The organism is Oceanobacter sp. ABM4_470 (assembly GCF_056158645.1).
In genome coordinates this window covers 3,268,831-3,287,657 of sequence record NZ_JBSWTR010000001.1, presented here as the reverse complement: position 1 = coordinate 3,287,657, position 18,827 = coordinate 3,268,831, and the positions used below count along the sequence as shown (strand labels likewise).

Annotated in this window: 17 protein-coding genes; 4 read left to right on the top strand and 13 right to left on the bottom strand. The window is 58.2% G+C overall.

Translation table 11 applies throughout. The features are described 5' to 3' along the window. Nucleotides 1-71: 71 nt before the first annotated feature. The 3 genes from ACXADJ_RS14460 to ACXADJ_RS14450 are packed head-to-tail and all read right to left on the bottom strand — an operon-like array spanning nucleotide 72 to nucleotide 1,239. On the bottom strand, nucleotides 72-668 hold the full coding sequence (locus ACXADJ_RS14460; protein WP_028292334.1) for a LemA family protein: 597 nt from the start codon (nucleotides 666-668) through the stop codon (nucleotides 72-74). A gap of 30 nt (nucleotides 669-698) precedes the next feature. Then, nucleotides 699-1,019 (bottom strand): YdbL family probable chaperone protein, encoded by a 321-nt coding sequence (locus ACXADJ_RS14455; RefSeq protein WP_475067162.1) that lies wholly within the window; start codon nucleotides 1,017-1,019, stop codon nucleotides 699-701. Between the two features lie 16 nt (nucleotides 1,020-1,035). Continuing rightward, nucleotides 1,036-1,239 (bottom strand): YnbE family lipoprotein, encoded by a 204-nt coding sequence (locus tag ACXADJ_RS14450; protein WP_051218848.1) that lies wholly within the window; start codon nucleotides 1,237-1,239, stop codon nucleotides 1,036-1,038. Between the two features lie 386 nt (nucleotides 1,240-1,625). On the opposite strand from ACXADJ_RS14450, the gene ACXADJ_RS14445 reads away from it, so the two are divergent. After that, nucleotides 1,626-2,033 carry a c-type cytochrome gene (locus ACXADJ_RS14445; protein WP_475067160.1) on the top strand — a complete coding sequence of 136 codons (408 nt, stop codon included), beginning with the start codon at nucleotides 1,626-1,628 and terminating at the stop codon, nucleotides 2,031-2,033. A gap of 162 nt (nucleotides 2,034-2,195) precedes the next feature. Here ACXADJ_RS14445 and speE read toward each other — a convergent pair whose 3' ends face one another. Further along, a complete protein-coding gene (gene speE / locus ACXADJ_RS14440) occupies nucleotides 2,196-3,065 on the bottom strand; it encodes a polyamine aminopropyltransferase (RefSeq protein ID WP_475067157.1) in 870 nt (289 codons plus the stop codon). Between the two features lie 157 nt (nucleotides 3,066-3,222). Here speE and speA point away from each other — a divergent pair, with 157 nt between their 5' ends. Beyond that, entirely contained in the window at nucleotides 3,223-5,124 is a 1,902-nt protein-coding gene (gene speA, locus ACXADJ_RS14435) for a biosynthetic arginine decarboxylase (protein ID WP_475067156.1), read from the top strand. A gap of 74 nt (nucleotides 5,125-5,198) precedes the next feature. On the opposite strand, the gene ACXADJ_RS14430 is transcribed toward speA, so the two are convergent. Continuing rightward, complete coding sequence (locus ACXADJ_RS14430; RefSeq protein WP_475067153.1) at nucleotides 5,199-7,004, bottom strand: flavin-containing monooxygenase; 1,806 nt, start codon at nucleotides 7,002-7,004, stop codon at nucleotides 5,199-5,201. 378 nt (nucleotides 7,005-7,382) lie between these two features. Between ACXADJ_RS14430 and ACXADJ_RS14425 the strand changes: the two genes are divergently transcribed. Next, nucleotides 7,383-9,365 (top strand): sigma-54-dependent Fis family transcriptional regulator, encoded by a 1,983-nt coding sequence (locus tag ACXADJ_RS14425; protein ID WP_475067150.1) that lies wholly within the window; start codon nucleotides 7,383-7,385, stop codon nucleotides 9,363-9,365. A gap of 105 nt (nucleotides 9,366-9,470) precedes the next feature. Continuing rightward, nucleotides 9,471-9,764 (top strand): hypothetical protein, encoded by a 294-nt coding sequence (locus ACXADJ_RS14420; protein WP_475067148.1) that lies wholly within the window; start codon nucleotides 9,471-9,473, stop codon nucleotides 9,762-9,764. Between the two features lie 84 nt (nucleotides 9,765-9,848). Here the strand turns inward: ACXADJ_RS14420 and ACXADJ_RS14415 are convergent, their stop codons facing one another. The 8 genes from ACXADJ_RS14415 to ACXADJ_RS14380 form a co-directional block, all read right to left on the bottom strand. Continuing rightward, on the bottom strand, nucleotides 9,849-10,562 hold the full coding sequence (locus tag ACXADJ_RS14415; protein ID WP_475067147.1) for an HAD family hydrolase: 714 nt from the start codon (nucleotides 10,560-10,562) through the stop codon (nucleotides 9,849-9,851). Nucleotides 10,563-10,590: 28 nt separating this feature from the next. Continuing rightward, nucleotides 10,591-11,265, bottom strand: coding sequence for a DUF484 family protein (locus tag ACXADJ_RS14410; RefSeq protein WP_028292344.1), 675 nt, complete (start codon nucleotides 11,263-11,265; stop codon nucleotides 10,591-10,593). Nucleotides 11,266-11,299: 34 nt separating this feature from the next. Then, nucleotides 11,300-12,130 carry a diaminopimelate epimerase gene (gene dapF / locus ACXADJ_RS14405; RefSeq protein ID WP_028292345.1) on the bottom strand — a complete coding sequence of 277 codons (831 nt, stop codon included), beginning with the start codon at nucleotides 12,128-12,130 and terminating at the stop codon, nucleotides 11,300-11,302. After that, nucleotides 12,127-13,383: a diaminopimelate decarboxylase gene (gene lysA, locus ACXADJ_RS14400; protein WP_475067145.1), complete on the bottom strand. Its 1,257-nt coding sequence runs from the start codon at nucleotides 13,381-13,383 to the stop codon at nucleotides 12,127-12,129. The genes dapF and lysA overlap by 4 nt, the downstream gene beginning before the upstream one ends. Before the next feature lies 1 nt (nucleotide 13,384). Beyond that, complete coding sequence (gene lptM, locus ACXADJ_RS14395) at nucleotides 13,385-13,516, bottom strand: LPS translocon maturation chaperone LptM (RefSeq protein ID WP_475067143.1); 132 nt, start codon at nucleotides 13,514-13,516, stop codon at nucleotides 13,385-13,387. Between the two features lie 153 nt (nucleotides 13,517-13,669). After that, nucleotides 13,670-16,459, bottom strand: coding sequence for a class I adenylate cyclase (locus tag ACXADJ_RS14390; RefSeq protein WP_475067141.1), 2,790 nt, complete (start codon nucleotides 16,457-16,459; stop codon nucleotides 13,670-13,672). 103 nt (nucleotides 16,460-16,562) lie between these two features. After that, nucleotides 16,563-17,783 carry a dihydroorotase gene (locus ACXADJ_RS14385; RefSeq protein ID WP_475067139.1) on the bottom strand — a complete coding sequence of 407 codons (1,221 nt, stop codon included), beginning with the start codon at nucleotides 17,781-17,783 and terminating at the stop codon, nucleotides 16,563-16,565. After that, a complete protein-coding gene (locus ACXADJ_RS14380) occupies nucleotides 17,780-18,790 on the bottom strand; it encodes an aspartate carbamoyltransferase catalytic subunit (RefSeq protein ID WP_028292348.1) in 1,011 nt (336 codons plus the stop codon). The genes ACXADJ_RS14385 and ACXADJ_RS14380 overlap by 4 nt, the downstream gene beginning before the upstream one ends. Nucleotides 18,791-18,827 lie beyond the last annotated feature (37 nt).

Below are 18,827 nucleotides of genomic sequence, written 5' to 3'. Positions count from 1 at the left end.
CGACAGGCGTTATGATGTTTCAGGCAACGGGGCCTGTGGCTCCGCTGCCCGTCAGGGTGTGTTCACCCTGATCAGAACGAGACTTTCGGCGCTGCCTGGATCGCGGCGCTGTCGGCAAATTCCAGCAGTTTGGCATTGTCACGGTGGCCAAACATATTGGCGAAGAACACCGGTGGGAACGACTGACGGTAGCTGTTGTAACTGGTGACGGCGTCGTTGAACGCCTGACGCGCAAACGACACCTTGTTTTCGGTGCTGGTCAGTTCTTCCGACAGCTGCATCATTTGCTGGTTGGCCTTCAGGTCCGGGTAGGCTTCCATGGTCACGCTGAGACGACTGAGGGCACCGCCCAGAGCGGTTTCGCTGCTGGCCAGTTTGGCCATGGCATCGGCCGCGCCCGGCATGCTGGCGGCGGCTTTCAAACCGGCTACGGCTTCGTTACGGGCGGCGGTTACCGCTTCCAGGGTTTCGCGCTCATGGCTCATGTAGGCCTTGGCGGTTTCCACCAGATTGGGAATCAGGTCATAGCGGCGTTTGAGCTGTACTTCGATTTGCGCAAAGGCATTTTCGTAGCGGTTTTTGTAGCTCACCAGCGTGTTGTAGATCGACACCAGATACACCAGCAAAAGCGCGATGACGACCAGTGTGACAATGGTACTTGTACCCATGAATAACTCCTTGATAGCAGAAGGTCAGACTCAGTCCTGAGCCCAGTCGCCGTTGGCCGACTGATAAAAGAAGCCTTGTTGTTTGGCTTTACCGACCAGTTTTTCACCGGCAATCTTTTCAATGTTGGCCAGCGGGGTATTTTGCTTGTTGGCGATTTGCTGGTAGTGCTGCTTGCGCTGTTGATTGATCTCAGCCACCAGTGCGTCCACCGGGCCACTGGCGTTCACTACGCCGACGTAGCCGTCCAGCCGCTCACCGACCAGACCGGTTTCACGGGCGGTGTCGAGGTCCATGGCGGCAGCGCCCAGACTCATCAGCATCAGGGCACAGAAGGTCATCAGGGTTTTCATTCGGAAATCTCCACAATCAGAACAGGGCGTCGTTTTGTTCAAACAGGTTGTCGAGGTCTTTCTCTACCTTGACCCGCACTTCGTGTTCGATCTTGACGTTGAGGTTGATGGTGATGGGTTCTTCCGGCGCGGCCAGTTTGACCGTACAGGCTGGCAGCAACAGGGTAAGCAAACTCAGCAGGCAACCTGTGGTTACCAGACGAATAGAGGGATGGGTCATGCATGCGCTCCTTGGCGGTTTGGTGATACTCCCGGGCACACCGGCACCGTGATGAGGGTATCCTGTGGCTCACTCTACCTTGGCGGTGTTGCATTGCAACGGCGGGGCATCGTCTTGATCGCGCTTTGACGAATAATCGAGATCTTGTTTTGCTCTGATGGGTTTAAGGGTGCTGACTTTACACTTGTTAAACGCCGGAAAGACTCTTGCTAACGGGCGTCAGATGGATTCAGAAGCTGCAGGGCCGGTTTTCGACCGATTACAGAATTAATACCAATTTCCCTTGCCCTCGATCATTGTGTGCGATTCCACCGCCCAATAAAAAGTCGCTATAATTTGCGCATTCTAATTCTATAAATGCCGTATTAGCCTGGAAGGGGATCCCTGTGAACCATTTGAAAGCACTCGTTGTAGCTGCTGCAACCTTGATTGCAGCGCAAACCTTCGCTGCTGTTGCGTCCAGTGAAGAAAAGATCAAAGCCCGTATCGCGCCAGTAGGCGAGGTATGTGTGGGTGCTGAGTGTGGCGGTGCCGTCGCAGTTGCCAGCTCCGGTCCCCGTTCAGGCGAAGACGTGTACAACGCCGCCTGTACTGCCTGTCACGCAGCGGGTGTGTTGGGTGCACCGATGAAAGGTGACGTCGCTGCCTGGGATGCGCGTCTGGAAAAAGGCATGAACATCACCCTGAAAAACGCCATCAAGGGCATCAACGCCATGCCACCGAAGGGCAACTGTCTGGACTGCTCGGACGACGAGATCCTCGCCGCCATCAAGTTTATGGCAGGTCGTGAATAACATGTCCGTGGCCGGGTACCCGCAACCGTTACCCGGACCCTGGCAGCAGGCCCACTAAGCGGCCGCACGACAGCAACACGTACAAAAAAACCGCCCGGGTGTGAACCCCGGCGGTTTTTTTGTGGCTGCCTGTAACCTGGCTGGTCAGCGCCAGTCAGAGCATCAGTCGCTGATGCCTAATGCACGACGCATGAATTCAGGCAGTGCCAGACCGGCAGCGTGAATTTCAGCGTTGTAGTATTCGGTGCGGAACGCCTTGTTGGCTGCGTCTTCAATGCGGAAGCTGGTGGCATCGCCGCCTTTGCTGGCCAGTGTGCAGCTCCACCAACCGGACGGGTAGATCACCTGAGGGAACGGCACGGTATGGCTGCTGGACGCGCCGGCAACGGCCATGTCTTCGTGGATTTTCTTTATGATCGACTCGGTGTGGAACAGCGGTGACTCAGACTGCTGTACAACGATGCCGTTTGGCGCCAGCGCCTTGAAGCAATCCTTGTAGAAATCGACAGCGAACAGGCCTTCGGCCGGGCCGACCGGGTCGGTGCTGTCGATGATAATGATGTCGAGGGATTCCGGCTCGCAGTCCTTCACCCACTGGATGCCATCGGCAAACAGGATATTGGCACGTGGGTCGTCGTTGGATTCACACAGCTCCGGGAAGTGTTTCTCGGACATGCGGGTCACCAGCTCGTCGATGTCGACTTGAGTCGCCTGTTCAACGCCCGGGTGCTTCAGCACTTCGCGCAAGGTGCCGCAGTCGCCGCCACCAATGATGGCCACGCGTTTTGGGTTCGGGTGGGTGAACAGCGCCACGTGAGACATCATTTCGTGGTAAACGAAGTTTTCGCGGGTCGACACCATGGTGCAACCGTCGATCACCATCAGTTTGCCGAAGGTTTCGGTGTCGTAGATGTCGATGGTCTGGAATTCGCTTTGGGCGGAGTCGATTTTGGCCTTCACTTTCAGTGAAAACGCGGAACCTTCCTGATCGAATACTTCAGTAAACCAGCCGTCTGCCAGTGGATGTGTCATATCAGATACTCAAATGAATCGATGTTCTTTAAAATCGGTCGCCTTGCGAGCGCCAGCGAAGACGGCAGCAACCCGATAATAACCGGGGCGGCCCAGAGCGCCGCAAGATACCTTAACCCTTGATTCGCGCCAAGCGAATCTGCACTCAGGACCGCCAATGACCAGTCAGACTCCGCAATATCACCGTGACGTCTACAACCTGCCGCACTGGAGCGAGGGCTACGCCCGCATCAATGAGCAAGGCCGTGTCAGTATGCACCCGGACCCGGCCGTTGACGCCGGTATTGATTTGCAGAATCTGGCCGAACGGGTAAAGCAGGAAGGCTTGCGACTGCCCGTGCTGGTGCGTTTTCCCGGCATCCTGCATCACCGCGTTCAGAGTCTGGTAACCGCCTTCAGTAAGGCCCGTGAGGAATTTGGCTATCAGGGCGGGTTCACCCCGGTGTACCCGATCAAGGTGAACCAGCAGCAGCCGGTGGTTGCACAGATTGTCGCCGGTCAGCAACAGGCGGGGCTGGAGCGCATTGGTCTTGAGGCTGGTAGCAAGCCGGAGCTGATCGCGGTGCTGGCACAGGCCCGTAACATCAAGGCCAACATCGTCTGCAACGGCTACAAGGACGCCCACTTTATCCGTTTGGCGCTGATGGCCGAGAAAATGGGCCACAACGTCTTTCTGGTGATCGAGAAAATGTCCGAGCTGCCGCTGATCTTGCGCGAAGCCGAGCGCGTGGGCGTCAAGCCGCGCCTGGGGGTGCGGGCTCGACTGGCAACCATCGGCAAGGGCAACTGGCAGAACACCGGCGGCGAGAAATCCAAGTTTGGTCTGTCGGCCTTGCAGATTCTGCAAGTGATCGAGCTTTTGAAAGAAAACGATCAGCTCGATACCCTGCAACTGCTGCACTTCCATCTTGGGTCGCAGCTGGCCAATATTCACGACATTCACACCGGCCTGCGCGAGTGCACCCGTATTTTTGCCGAACTGGTGAAGTTGGATGTGCCGGTGCAGTGGCTCGACGTAGGCGGCGGTCTGGGCGTTGACTACGAAGGCACGCATTCACGTAGCTACTGCTCGATGAACTACTCCATGGACGAATACGCCCGTAAGGTCGTCGAAGCCATGAAGGAAATCTGCACCGAGCTGGGCGCGACTGAGCCCAACATCATTACCGAATCCGGCCGTGCCATGACCGCCCACCACGCGGTGCTGCTGACCGAAATCATCGACCACGAGCGATCCTCCGACGGCGAGCTGGCGGCGCTGGAAGATGACGATCCGGCGTGTCTGAAAGGTTTGCATCGGGCTTATGAAATCCTGCTCGAAAGCCGCTCATCCAGTGGCCTGGTAGAGCAGTTCCACGACGTTCAGCACTGGGTGGCTGAAGCCAATACGGCGTTCAGTCTGGGGCTTTTGAGCCTGCCGCAGCGGGCCAGTACCGAGACCCTGTACACCCGTTGTTGCCAGTTGTTGATGGACAAACTGACCCCGGCCAACCGCTCCCACCGTCCGTTGATCGACGAGTTGCAGGAAAAGCTGGCCGACAAGGTGTTCGTCAACTTCTCGCTGTTCCAGTCCTTGCCGGACATCTGGGGTATTGAGCAGATTTTCCCGATCTTGCCGGTCAGCGGTCACGACCAGCCGATGAACTTCCGTGGCGTGCTACAAGACATCACTTGTGACTCCGATGGCCGCATTGATACCTACGTGGAAAGCGAAGGCCTCAGCACCAGTCTGCCGATGCCTTCGATTCAGCGCGGTGACCTGATGGCGTTCTTTATGGTGGGGGCATATCAGGAGATTCTGGGCGACCTGCACAACCTGTTTGGTGATACCGACTCGGTCGACGTGGTGATGGACAGCAACGGCGAGCCACAGCTGCGCAACCCGGTGTGGGGTGACCACATTGCCAAGGTGCTGGGTTACGTGAACTTTGATGCCGACGACATTCGTCATCGCTTGATGAGTCAGGTGGCACAAAGCCAGCTGACCAGCGAAGACAAGGCGCTGTTCCAGCGTGAATTGTCAGAATCCTTGCAGGCATACACCTACCTGCAGCTGTAAACTCCACAAACCTGAAAACCGGCAGGGACAAATATCCCTGCCGGTTGCTTTTGGTTTGCTGACTCAAACAGCCGTCAGGCCAGATGATGCACATCTTCCATGCCGTACACTGGCGTGGCGATGCCCTCCATACGAGCTTTCAGCTGCAACGACAGATACTGCGAATAGTGCCGTGACTGATGCAGGTTGCCACCGTGGAACCACAGCGCTTGCTGGCGTGTGGGTTTCCACATATTGCGCAGCTCGCCTTCCCAGGGGCCCGGGTCCTTGGTGGTGTCTGACCCCATTCCCCAACATTTGCCGACCTTGTCGGCGACCTCTTGCGAAATGATTTTGGCGGCCCAGCCGTTCATGGAGCCAAAGCCGGTGGCGTACACCACCAGATCGGCCTCCAGCTCCGAACCGTCAGTCAGAATCACCGAGTTGCGAGTCAGGCGCTCAATGGTGGTGTGGCTTTTCAGTTTGATGTCGCCGCTGGCGATCAACTCGGAGGCACCCACATCGATGTAATAGCCCGACGCCCGGCGCAGGTATTTCATAAACAGACCGGAGCCGTCGTCGCCGAAGTCGAGCATAAAGCCGGCTTTCTCAAGGCCCAGGTAGAACTCCTTGTCCTGCTCGGCCACCTGTTGATACAGCGGAATGTGGAACTCCGGCATGATTCTGAACGGAATCGAGGCGAAGGTCAGGTCGGCCTTGTAGGTGGTCATGCCGTTCTGAACGGCTTCTTCCGAGTACAGCCCGCCGAGCACGTTTTCCATCAGGCTGTTGGATTTGATGATGTGGGTCGACGACCGCTGGATCATGGTGACGTCGGCGCCGTGCTCCCACAGCGCGGCGCAAATGTCGTGAGCCGAGTTATTTGCGCCCAGCACCACCACTTTCTTACCGGCATAGGCTTCGCCGCCGGGGTGTTGACTGGAGTGATGCTGTTCGCCTTCAAACACATCCTGACCGGGCAGTGATGGAATATTCGGAATGCCCGACATACCCGTTGCCAGCACCAGCTGTTTTGGACGCAGTACCAGCTCAGCACCGTCGCGTTTGACGTGCACAATCCACTCTTGCGCCTGTTCGTCGTAGCGAGCCGAGGTGCATTCGGTGGAGCCCCAGTAGTTCAGTTCCATGATGTTGGTGTACATCTCCAGCCAGTCGCCAATCTTGTCCTTCGGCGCAAACACCGGCCAGTTGTCCGGGAAGGGCATGTACGGCAGGTGGTCGTACCACACCGGGTCGTGCAGGCACAGGGACTTGTAACGGCGACGCCAGGCATCGCCGGGCTTTTCCAGTTTGTCGATGATCAGGGTCGGTACATTCAGCTGCTTCAGCCGTGCACCGAGGCCAATGCCACCCTGACCACCGCCGATGATCAGGCAATAGGGTTGTTCGCTGTAGCCCAGGGTTTCGGCTTCGTGCTGACGTTTCTCCTGCCAGGTCTGGCGGTGCTTGTTGATGCCATGTTCAGCGCCGCGGGGGCGGTTGAAACCGCGTGGTTCGGGGTGGCCTTTCAGCTCCACCATGGTGGTCAGTAGTGTCCAGGCTTTGCCGTTGCGCAGTCGCAAGTGACCACGGCCATGGGCCACGGCGGTATCGAAGGTAATCCAGGCTTCAATAGTTCCGTCGTTGTCGCTGGCATCTTCTTCCAGCTGCCAGTTGGACGGCCGCACGTTATCCAACGTGGCGGCCAGCATGTCGGCAATTTGCTGTTGGCCTTCCATGGTTTTGATGTTCCAGGTAAAGGCCACCAGATCGCGCCAGAAACCGTCGCTTTCAAACAGTTGGGCGGCGGCTTGGGGGCCATCGCTGCGTAAGGCCTGATTGAACTGGTCGAGCCATTGTTGTGCGCTGGCACTGGCGGGGGAAAGGCTGTGCTGGGTCATGTGAAGCTCCTGAGCAGGCTTGTTGTTTTTGTTGCTGCAAGTGAGTGGGGGTCATCTGACAATCCCTGTGATGGCTATTGCAGCCGTTGTGCCAGCCCGGATTTTTGTCATTCTGAAATTATTAAGTGATTGATTTTATTTGAGTATTTTTTTCTTGAAGAGCATGTTTCAAAACTGCGCTTTACGATTCAGCTCACGCTCTCGATACAGCTGTAACGACAACGGATTTACAGCTGTTGCGGTGACGTTACAGGTGTAACGCCCGTTGGGTGTGGAACGAATAGCCCTACGACAGCGATCAAACAAAGCGGGTAATCTGGGTTCAAACGTCCGATAACAATAATTCGTCTGCCGCCGTGGTAGACAAGGATGCCTTGCATGACTGCTTTCTCGACGACGCTGGATCATCGCCGCCATACCGACCAACTGTTGCAGTTTGCCCGTAGCACCCGAGGTATGCCCGAAGCGGCCGACCTGATTGGCCGCTCCTGGTGGCGTTGCTTGCAGGACTACGGGTTAGAGCCGGGCCGCCAGCAACCGGCCCGTATCCTGACTCAAAGCGCGCTGCGTGAACATCAGGATGCCGCCGATGAGCTGTTGGCTGTGGCCCGTGCCGGTGTGGACCAGTTGTATCGCAGCATTCAGGCGCTGGGTTATGTGCTGTTGTTGACCGACAGCCGTGGCATTACGGTGCAGTTTCATGGTCGGCAGGATCAGCATGACGCGCTGCGAAGGGCGGGGTTGTATCTGGGATCCGACTGGAGCGAAGCCTATGCCGGTACCTGTGCGGTAGGCACCTGCATTCAGGAACAAGCAGCACTGACTTGTCACCGGGGCGATCACTTCGATGGTGCGCATATCGGTCTCACTTGCACCGCCGCCCCCATCTTCGACCCGTTTGGCAAGTTGCTGGCGGTGCTGGATATATCGGCGTTGAACGCACCGGATGTGAGGGCCAGCCAGACCTTTGCCCTGCACCTGACCCAGCTTTACGCCCGCATGATCGAAGATGCCTACTTCTTGCGTTGCTATCGTCGTCAGCTGATTTTCAGGGCCGACGAAAGCCGTGAGCTGGTGGCCCTGAATGGCCGTATTTTGCTGGCGTTGGACCACCACGGCGATATTGTCGCGGCCAACACCGCCGGCCGTCGTTTGCTCGATTCCCGGGCCTTTTCTGCCTCCGGTGCTAGCTCTGCTGCGGGGCGTCAACCATCCCCTTCGCTGATTTCTCTGGCTGATCTTTTGGGTTGCCCGCTGGACGACGTCCTGTCGATCAACCACGACTGCCCGGATGGTGTGCGGGCGTTTCGCATTGCCCAGCAAACCCTCTATGGCAGCCTGATTGAACCGGTGCAGGAACAAGAGCCGCTGCGTCGCAGCGATCTCAGTGAACGAGTCGCCGAGTTGGATGCACTGGCTGGCGACGACGCGGCCATGCGCAAGACCTTGCAGCAGGCCAAACGCTTCCGAAATCGTCAGGTCAGCTTGCTGATTCTGGGTGAAACCGGCAGTGGCAAGGACGTGTTGGCCAACGCCATTCATCGCAGCAGTGAACGGGGTAAAGGCCCGTTTATTGCCGTCAATTGTGCGGCCATTCCTGAGTCGCTGATCGAAAGCGAGCTGTTTGGCTATAGTCCTGGCGCGTTTACCGGCGGCCGTTCCAAAGGCGCCAAAGGACTGATTCAACAAGCCCATGGCGGCACCTTGTTTCTGGATGAAATTGGCGACATGCCATTGGCGTTGCAAACCCGCCTGTTGCGGGTGCTGGCCGAACAGCAGGTCACACCACTGGGGGCTGACAAACCGGTGGTGGTCGATTGCCGGGTGATCGCCGCGACGCATCAGAATCTGCCCGAGCGCGTTGCCAATGGGACGTTCCGGGCTGATCTTTACTACCGCCTTAACGGCGCGACGCTGACCTTGCCGCCACTTCGGCAGCGTGCCGACAGAGAGTTTCTGATGCGCAGCTTGCTGAACGCTCTCAAGGCACGGGTTGGACGGCCCTCATTGCGTCTGCGTGCTGACGCCGTCAGCGCGCTGTTGGCATGGCGCTGGCCGGGCAACGTGCGGGAGCTGGTGAATGTGCTGGGTTATGCCGAAGCCAACGCCGAAACGGATGTGATTACGGTGGCGCAGTTGCCGGAGTCGATCATCAGGCCCCAGCAGGCTGACATCAGGTCCCAGCAGGTTGAAGTCCCCGGTGCTGTCGATACGGACCCGCAAGCGCGACAGCTGGCGCAGTTGCTGGAGCAACAGCAATGGAATCTCAGTGCCGTTGCCCGCCAGCTGAATATCTCCAGACCAACCTTGTACCGACGCATTCGTCGCTTTGGCATTGCTCGCCAGACTTGTATCCAGTGACGGGTCTGGCTCGGCGGTTTTTTTGTTATGAATTGTTTCAGGGCGCGGCAGTAACGGCAGGATTGTCTATATCTAATGGGCTTGCACCAACAGGAGGGACATTCCATGTCTGACGAGGACTTTGAACTGCATGACGAAGACCTGCACGATGAAGCAGGCGTCAGTGATGACTCTGGCGTCGATTCAGAGAATGGCAAACCGGCCAAGGCGGCCAAGCCCGCTGAGCCAAAGGAGGAAGATGCCAAATCCATGACTGCTCACAACGAAGCCCGTAAAGCGCTGGAAGACGATGTCGCCGCGTTTTTGGCTCGGGGTGGCAGCATTCAGAAGGTGGACGATAACGTGATGGCTGATCCACCACGTAAGCCACAGTCGAACTACGGCAGTCGCCCGATCTGAGGCGACGGCGTGCTGGTGACGAATGCAGAACAAAAACGGGGAGCCATTGGCTCCCCGTTTTTGTTGGCGCTGTGATTCAGCAGCTCAGGCGTGGGCCTGTTCAATCTGTTGAATCAGCTCGTCGAGCTGTTCCAGCGCGCTGATCTGGTATTGCGGCGCTGCCAGGTCTTGCGGCCATGTTTGTTGGTACAGCGGCGTCCAGATGGCGTGAATCCCCAGTTGGCGAGCGGCATCCACATCGTTGTGTGGGTGGTCGCCAATGTGAATGCACTCGTGGGCTTCAACACCGGCGTGTTGCAGCGCCGCGTGGAACATATCCGGGGCCGGTTTGGCGATGCCAACGGCATCGGCGGTGATGCAGGCATCGAACAGGTGATCGACGCCAATCAGTTCGAGGTCGGCATTGCCATTGGTCACGGCAATCACCGGCAGTCGCTGTTTGAGGCTGTTCAGCAACGGCAGGGTGGCGTCAAACAGGTCGAGCCGACTGCGCTCGCGGTAAAACACGTCAAAGGCTTGCTGGGCCAGTTCTGCCGCGTCATCGCGGTTCAATCCCGCTTGCATGGCAACCCGGCGCAGGCTTTCCTCGCGCAATTTGGATACCTGCTGGGCCAGCTGTGGATAACATTCGCCCAGCTCAATGCGGTACTGACGCAGGCCGCTGAGTGAGTAGAGGTCGGCGATGCCGGAGCAGCGTTCGGTGATCCAGTCGTAGCAGGCCTGTTCGGCACGCACGAGGGCGTCGGCTGGATTCCAGAGGGTGTCGTCGAGGTCGAAGGTGACCAGCTTGATAGCCAAGGCAAATTCCCGATCGGCGGTAACGCGCTTAGCGCGTTACCGGAGTTTGTTGCAGGCGCAGGGCCAGTACGTCACAGAGGTAGTCGAGGAACAGGGTGTCCATCGAGGTGCGGTAGTGGCTTTCGTTGTGGCTGGCCAGTACCAGTACGCCGTGGTTGTCCTGACCGCGAATCTGGGCGGCGGCAATCGAGCCCATGTCGGTGGTGTCGAGGTTCAGCAGGGCTGCCATGTCGTTGCGCGGCAGTTGCCCACAAATGGCACGGTGACCCTTGAACATACGGTGGATGTTGCGCTGTTGCTCCTGACTGCGAATGGCAATCAGCGGGCGTTCCAGCTGACGTTCGGTGAAGTGCAGCATGGCCCAGGAATCAACCGCAAAGTCGTTGCGCAGGGCGTCATCAAGGGCGGTATGCAGCGCCAGCCAGCTGTTGGCTTCAATCAGGGCCAGTACCAGACGGCGGGTCTTTTCAAACAGGTGGTCGTTACGACGGGCATTTTCCAGCAGGTCGGACAGTCGCTGGCGCAATTCGATATTGCGGTCGCGATGCACCTGCACCTGACGTTCAATCAGACTGGTGGCACCACTGGTCTGGTGGGGAATACGAAGCTGCGACAGCAGGTCGTCCTTGCCCACGAAGAAGTCCGGGTGGTCTTCCAGAAACTGCACAACATCGGCTTCGGTCAGTCTCGGTTGTTGGCTCATGCTGTTACCTGCTGCTGCATATTGCTGTTGCCATTCAGATGTTTACACGTCCTTCAAAGACGGTTTCGGCCGGGCCTGTCATACGGACGCTGTGTTTGCCGTCCCAGTCAATTTTCAGATCACCGCCAGGCAAGTGTACCAGTACGCCGGGCTGCAACCAGCCTCGCAACTGACCGGATACCACGGCGGCACAGGCGCCGGTGCCGCAGGCGAGGGTTTCGCCACTGCCGCGTTCGAACACCCGCAGGCGGATTTCGTTCGGGTTCACAATCTGCATGAAGCCGACGTTGACCTTGTTGGGAAAGTATTCACAGGCTTCGACAATCGGGCCCCAATGTTCAACCGGGGCGTTGTCGACGTCGTTGACGCGAATCACAGCGTGGGGATTACCCATGGAAACGGCGCCGAATTTTACGTCGCCGATCTCGGGCATCATGCGCTGGTATTCCGGCATGAACTGCTCGGCGACCAGTGGAATCTGTGCCGGTTCCAGAATCGCCGGGCCCATGTCGACCACCACCTGACCATCGTCGGTGAGGTGCAGTTCCATGATGCCGTTGGCGGTTTCAACCTTGATGTCGCGCTTGCCTGTGAGGTGATTGTCGTAGACAAAACGGGCAAAGCAACGTGCGCCATTGCCACAGTTTTCGACTTCGCTGCCATCGGCATTGAAAATGCGGTAGCGGAAGTCGACGTCCGGCCGTGACGGCCGTTCGACAATCAGCATCTGGTCGAAGCCGATGCCAAAGTTGCGGTCCGACAGCTCTTTAACACGTTGCGGGCGAATACGACCGGTTTGGGTGACCAGATCGATCACCACAAAGTCGTTGCCGATGCCGTGCATCTTGCTGAATTTGACTCTCATGCGTTCTCCGGCAGCAGGTGCTCGCCCTTGAACAAGTCGGTTACGGTTTCGCGTTCGCGCACCACGTAGGATTGCTCGCCGTCGACCATGATTTCCGCAGCACGGCCACGGGTGTTGTAGTTGGAAGCCATCACAAAGCCGTAGGCTCCGGCGGACATCACTGCAATCAGGTCGCCTTGTTCCAGTGCCAGATCACGGTCCTTGCCAAGGAAGTCGCCGGTTTCACACACAGGGCCAACCAGGTCGAAGGTACGGACTGGCGCGTCGCTGGTTTGCTTGACGGTTTTGATGTCCTGCCAGGCGGAGTACAGCGACGGGCGAATTAGGTCGTTCATGGCGCCGTCGATGATGGCGAAGTTCTTGTGTTCGTTGAGCTTGAGGAATTCAACCTGGCTCAGGAATACACCGGCGTTGGCAGAAATAGAACGACCCGGCTCGAACACCAGGGTGAACTTGCGGTCGCCCAGTTTTTCTTTCACCGCGCCGATGTACTCGGCCGGAGACGCCGGTTGCTCGTCGTTGTAGCAAACGCCGAGGCCGCCGCCCAGATCCAGGTGTTCAATGCTGATGCCCTTGCCAGCCAGGTCGTCGACAAGCAACAGCAGACGATCCAGTGCGTCGAGGAATGGGGTAATGGAAGTGAGCTGGCTGCCAATGTGGCAGTCGACACCGACCACGTTAATGCCCGGCAGGCTGGCAGCACGTTCGTACACGGCCGGTGCCCGCTCAATGGCGATACCAAACTTGTTGTCTTTCAGACCGGTGGAAATGTACGGGTGGGTCTGGGCGTCGACGTCCGGGTTAACCCGCACGGAGATGTTGGCTACTTTGCCACAGGCTACAGCCACGTCGTTGAGACGTTCCAGTTCGGCTTCGGATTCGAGGTTGAAGCAACCGATGCCGACTTCCAGCGCGCGCTGCATTTCGGCCGCTTGCTTGCCAACGCCCGAGAAGATCACCTTGGCAGGATCGCCACCGGCGGCCAGTACGCGTTCCAGTTCGCCCAATGAGACGATGTCGAAACCGGCGCCCAGTCGTGCAAGTACGTTCAGCACGCCCAGGTTGGAGTTGGATTTCACCGCAAAGCAGACCTGATGAGGCCAGTCGCCCAGTGCCTTGTCGTAGGCCAGATACTGGCTTTCCAGTTCCTTGCGGGAGTAGACGTACAGTGGGGTGCCGTGTTGTGCAGCCAGGGCTGCCAGATCGACGTTTTCAGCGTGCAGGCTGCCCTGCTGGTAAGTAAATACTGACATATCAGGAGGTCTGTTCCGTATCCGGTTGATCAGGCAGATACAGGGGGCCTTTTTGTCCACAGCCGCCCAGCAACAGGGCGCTGACAGCCAGCGTGGCCAGCCACAGGGTGCGGGTGCGCCGAAGGTGCTTCATGCTAAAACTCTTGTGCTGTGGCCGTTGACGACACACCGGCTTCGAACCCCTGCAAGCGTTCACTCGCAGGCCTCGGCTTCAGTGTGCGTTGGGCCTGTATCTTTGGTTACCCAGCATTATACACACCGCGGCAGGGCTGTCTTGGTTGACGCTTCAGGAAGGCTTCAGTTCGGCGTTGATGTGCAGTTCCTGCTCCTGTTTGCGATGCCAGTGCAGTAGCAGATCGCGGTTGCTGCTGTCTTCCATTTCGAGGTCGCTGAGGTAGCAGGGGTACTGGCCGTGCTGGGTACGCAATTCGATGATGCGATTGCAGACGGTCTGGTACAACGTCGGACCGTACTGCCAGACGCTGAACTCCTCGTAATTGCAGTACAGGGTGGGCTGGCGGTCGTTGTCGTAGCGGGCGGTGAGCTCAATGGCCGGTGGCTCATTGGCGGCTTCGGGAATGTCCCGTGGGTGCACTTGCCAGTCGTATTCCACCGATTTGTAGATCGGGTGCAGGTGCTGGTGCTCCACCAGTTCAAACAGTTTCAGTCCGGCAAAGTCGGATTGGTTGCCGTACCAGCGACTTTGCAGTTGCAGCAGAAAACGCAAGGTTGGTAGCAGCCAGTATTTCAGCTCGGTGCGTTGCAGGCGGTAGCGCACCAGGGCGGCAAATTCGTCGACCAGATAAAAGTCGATGGTGGCTCCGCGCTGCTGAAAGAACAGCTGCCAGCGGTTGGGTTGGCAGTGAGCCATGATGTCGTTCAGCGGCATTGGCATCGGACAATAGGCATCGCTGAAGGTGGCCGAATAGCGGCCTCTGGGCTGGGCCAGGTAGCGCATTAGCTGGTCATCATCGGTGATGTCAGCCGTTAGCCATTGTTGTGGCTCATCGAGGTCGTTGGTTTGCTGCGGGTGCAGGCCGTAGCGGCGATTGCCGAGCCGGTAAATACAGGCGCCATGGTGGTGCTGGTACTGGTCGATGGCATTCGACATCAGCCTCAGCAGACGCTGGCGAATCTGCGCCGAGCGGGTGGTGCTGTAACAGTTGAGGCCAAAGTCCGGCCGCTGTTCGCTGTGGGTTAGCCAGGGCATCAGCATTTGCAGACAGTGGTTGAGGGCTTGCTGGCCACGGCAGTGTTCGACCTGCCATTCGCCCCACTGGTTGCGGGTGAGAATTTCGATGGTGCGCACCAGATTGACACTGGCGCCGGTGAAATTCAGCACGTCGTCGTGATCGGTGATCTTGTGGATGCCCTGACGGGTGAATTCCGCCATGGGGTCGTCGGCGGCGTTAATGAAGACCCGTACATGAGTGATGTGAGGCTGTTCGAGCCAGTCGGGGCTGTTGAACTCACGTGACATCAACTCGCGGATATTGCCCAGCGTCAGCTTCAGTTCATGCTGACTGACGGCTTCGGCAGGAAAACTGCTGATGCGGGTATCGCGTCCCAGCATGCCGTTCAGTTCGGCAAACACGAGTAATTCCGTCAGGCTCGGACTTTGGCGCAGGATATGCCGGTCGGGGGGAACCTCCTGCCAGAAACCGGGTACCAGTTGCCAGACGCCGGGAAAGTGCACCAGTGTGATGTGGTGCTGCACCAGATCGGGAGAAATGCCCGGATTGATGGGGACGATTTTACCGGGGCGAGCGTCGTAGGCGGCGTGCATCTGATTGCCAAGGCGCTGGATATCCCCCGGGCTGATATGCACTTCGCGGGCATGGCGGTCGCTGAATTGCCGCAGCTGGCGGTAACTGCCCATCAGCTCATTGACCAGCTCATTGCGTTCCCGGAACACCTGTTGCGGTGTCCACTGGCGGTTGCTGTCGAGTTCTTGCAGCTGCTCTTCACTCCACTGCCATTGCTGGGCCAGGAACATCATGCCACTGGCTCGCCAGTTGTTTTTCAGTTCCTTCTCGCTGAATTTGCTGAGCCGCAGTCCGGTCTTGTAGTAAAACGCCCGCCGAATCAGTTCCAGCCGCTGTTGATTCAGTCCCGGCAACGACGACAGTCGTTGCACCATCAGCAAATAGGCGTCGCACTGACTGGCGATGGTGACACCGGCGTGCACCAGGGTTTTGAGGTCCTGACACAGCGGTTGGGCATTGGGGTAGGTGCTGGCGTAGGAGCGGTACAGCATCAATTTCAGCAGGGATTTATAGGGGCTGTGAAGGCTCTTGTTGAGCTGCCACATGGCCGCGCCCATGAACTCGTTGACCGGGATCGAGCCGATATGGCCAAAGTCGAGCCAGCGATCCGGCTGCACCAGATCTTGTTGCAGCAGCTCGCTCCAGTATTCCTCGGCGCTTTGCATGCCGAGCCGCACCGGAATCAGCCACCAGGAGGGCCAGCGCCCGGCCAGCCAGATGGCGCTGCGGTAAAACTCATCGAGCAGTAACAGGTGCTGGCTGGTGCCACAGTCTTCGCCCTCGGCGGCTTTCTGTTGGCCGCTGCGAAATTCGTCCAGATCCATGATAAAGAGATGCAGCTCGACCCCTTGTTCTTCAGCCCATTTTTCAATCCGGTCGCACTTGGTTTGCAGTTGCTGGCGCTGTTTGGCGGCCAGCGGCTGGTTGAGGCACACCCAGATATCAAGATCGCTGTGCTGGTTCTGCGCCAGCGTGCCCATGCTGCCCATCAGGTACAGGCCGCCGATGACTCCTTGCAGACGCTGGTGGGCGTCGAGCCTGGGGATCATTTTCAGCAGGTAGCGCATGGCTTGCTCAACCGGCGCATCGCTGCGGAAATGATCAATGCCCTGTGGGGTATGAAAATCGACAAACCCCGGCAGCTGCGGGTGGTTGAAGTGCAGCATCGACGGCAGCAAGGTCAGCAGGTGTTGATGGCGGGCGGACAACAGGCCGCGCGCTAACCCCAGTCGCTGCTGATTCAGTTGCAGAAACTGGTCTTGCCATTGGCTGATTTGTCGGAAGCGGGAGCGATCGAGAGTGAGGGTCATGCCTCCAGTATAGGAGGCATTTGTGAGGCTACCCGTCAGTCAGCAAAGTTTCTGACGGGTTTGAACGGTTTGTCGGGCATTTGCCTGAACAGTGGTTGATCAATCAGGCTTTAAGAGTGCGGAAACCGTCCACAAAGGTCGCGACCACCTTGCCGTTGACGCCATGCCCGTTGGTGCTGGCCGGGTCGATCAAGGCAGCATTAAATACTTTGCCTTCTTCAAAACCGACGGCCATTTGCAGGGCGTCGGCTGGCAGTTTGCTAAGGGCGTTGAGGGCAGAGGTCAGCGTCAGCTCACCGGCGTCGACCAGCTGTAGCAACAAGCCAATGAAGTCATCGTACATGGCGATGCCAACGGCGGCTTCTGCGAACGGCGCTTTCTTGGCCGCACTTTCGTGACGCTGGTGGTTGGAACAAATGGCCAATTCACCGGCATTAACGGCAGCCAGCAAGGCCTGACGGTCGGATTCGCTGCGCAGCGGTGGCTGCACATGGAAACGGCCATCAAAGCCTTGCACCTTGGCGTCGGTGTAGCACAGGTTGGCCATGGCGACGTCGGCGCTGATGTTGAGGCCCCGCTGGCGCGCGTCACGCAGCATGGCGGCACTGCGGGCACAGCTGATCTGGCTGATGTGAACCCGCGCGCCGGTCTGTTCGGCCAGCAGGATGATTTGTGCCAGCGCGATGGTTTCGGCGGTTTCCGGAATGCCTGCCAGACCCATGCGGGTCGCGGTCGGGCCTTCGTGCATCACGCCACCGGCGGACAAGGCAGCATCGTTGGCGTCGAGGAACAGGCGAATATCGTAGGTGGCGGCGTATTCCATCAAACGACGCAGTACGTAGGCGTCCTTGACGGGCTTACGGGCGTTCGACAGCGCCACACAACCGGCGCTGGTCAGGCCGACCATGTTGGCGATTTGCTCACCGGCCAAACCCTGGGTCAGTGCACCCAGTGGCAGTACCTGCGCCTGACCGGCACTGGCGGATTTTTCCAGCATCAGCTGAACGACCGCCGGGCTGTCGGCGACGGGCTTGGTCAGCGGCTGGGCGCACACATGAGTAAAACCGGCGTTGGCGGCGGCTTTGGTTTCACTGGCAATAGTGCCGCGCTGGGTGAAACCTGGTTCGTTCAGGTGGGCGCTGAGATCAATAAAGCCCGGTACCAGCCACAGGCCGTTGGCATCCAGGGTGGATTCAATGGTGCCGCCAGCTGGCTTCTGGCCGATGGCGCGAATGCGACCTTCACTGAGGTAGATGTCGCACACTTGATCCAGTTGCTGAGCAGGAGCGATCACACGGGCGTCACGAATGTGCAGGTATTTCATGCCTCTGTCTCCCCTTTGGCTTGCTGCTCGGCTTGTTGTTCAGACTGCTGGCCGCTCATCGCCATGGCCATGACCGCCATACGGACGGCGATGCCGTAGCTGACCTGATTCAGAATCACCGACTGTGGGCCATCAGCCACGGCGGATTCAATTTCAACACCACGGTTGATCGGTCCCGGGTGCATCACGATGGCGTCCGGGTTAGCCAGTGCCAGTTTTTCGGTGGTCAGACCGTAGAGTTTGAAGAACTCGCTTTCACTTGGCAGCAGGGCGTTCTGCATACGCTCTTTTTGCAGCCGCAGCATGATCACCACGTCGCAATCGCGCAGTGCCAGGTTGAAGTCGTAATAGGCCTTGCAGCCCAGTGCTTCGATGTCTCTTGGCAGCAACGTAGCAGGGCCGACCACACGAACTTCCGCCGCACCAAGGGTGTTCAGTGCGTGAATCTGCGAGCGGGCAACACGGCTGTGGAGAATGTCGCCAACGATGGCGACTACCTTGCCTTCAATCGAGCCCTTGTGGCGACGAATGGTCAGCATGTCGAGCATGGCCTGGGTCGGGTGCGCGTGGCGACCGTCACCGGCGTTGATGATGGCAACGTTGGGAGTGACGTGCTCGGCAATAAAGTGGGCGGCACCGGAGTCGGCGTGACGGACCACGAACATGTCGCTGTACATGGCCTCGAGGTTCCACAGGGTATCCATCAGGGTTTCGCCCTTGGATGTGGCGGAACGCTGGATATCCAGATTGAGAATGTCGGCCGACAGGCGCTTGGCCGCCAACTCGAAGGTGGAGCGAGTACGGGTACTGTTCTCGAAGAACAGGTTGGCGACGGTTTTACCCCGCAGCAAGGGGACTTTTTTTACCGAGCGCTCCTGAGTGGAAATGAAGGAGTCGGCGGTATCGAGAATTTCGGTAAGCAAGTCCTTGCTGAGACCTTCTGTGGTCAGGAAGTGTTTCAGTCGACCGTCGGCGGTGAGCTGAATCTGGCTGGGATCTGTATTCATGGCTGAATTCCTGGCAGAACCGTGCAAGTTGTCTGGG

Coding starts and splice junctions, on each gene's coding strand:
- speE (WP_475067157.1), bottom strand. CDS start 3,065: ATGACACATCCACTGGCAGACGGCTGGTTTACTGAAGTATTCGATCAG.
- lptM (WP_475067143.1), bottom strand. CDS start 13,516: ATGAAGCACCTTCGGCGCACCCGCACCCTGTGGCTGGCCACGCTGGCT.
- ACXADJ_RS14390 (WP_475067141.1), bottom strand. CDS start 16,459: ATGACCCTCACTCTCGATCGCTCCCGCTTCCGACAAATCAGCCAATGG.
- ACXADJ_RS14460 (WP_028292334.1), bottom strand. CDS start 668: ATGGGTACAAGTACCATTGTCACACTGGTCGTCATCGCGCTTTTGCTG.
- dapF (WP_028292345.1), bottom strand. CDS start 12,130: ATGAGAGTCAAATTCAGCAAGATGCACGGCATCGGCAACGACTTTGTG.
- ACXADJ_RS14430 (WP_475067153.1), bottom strand. CDS start 7,004: ATGACCCAGCACAGCCTTTCCCCCGCCAGTGCCAGCGCACAACAATGG.
- ACXADJ_RS14385 (WP_475067139.1), bottom strand. CDS start 17,783: ATGAAATACCTGCACATTCGTGACGCCCGTGTGATCGCTCCTGCTCAG.
- ACXADJ_RS14420 (WP_475067148.1), top strand. CDS start 9,471: ATGTCTGACGAGGACTTTGAACTGCATGACGAAGACCTGCACGATGAA.
- ACXADJ_RS14380 (WP_028292348.1), bottom strand. CDS start 18,790: ATGAATACAGATCCCAGCCAGATTCAGCTCACCGCCGACGGTCGACTG.
- ACXADJ_RS14410 (WP_028292344.1), bottom strand. CDS start 11,265: ATGAGCCAACAACCGAGACTGACCGAAGCCGATGTTGTGCAGTTTCTG.
- ACXADJ_RS14450 (WP_051218848.1), bottom strand. CDS start 1,239: ATGACCCATCCCTCTATTCGTCTGGTAACCACAGGTTGCCTGCTGAGT.
- ACXADJ_RS14425 (WP_475067150.1), top strand. CDS start 7,383: ATGACTGCTTTCTCGACGACGCTGGATCATCGCCGCCATACCGACCAA.
- ACXADJ_RS14455 (WP_475067162.1), bottom strand. CDS start 1,019: ATGAAAACCCTGATGACCTTCTGTGCCCTGATGCTGATGAGTCTGGGC.
- lysA (WP_475067145.1), bottom strand. CDS start 13,383: ATGTCAGTATTTACTTACCAGCAGGGCAGCCTGCACGCTGAAAACGTC.
- speA (WP_475067156.1), top strand. CDS start 3,223: ATGACCAGTCAGACTCCGCAATATCACCGTGACGTCTACAACCTGCCG.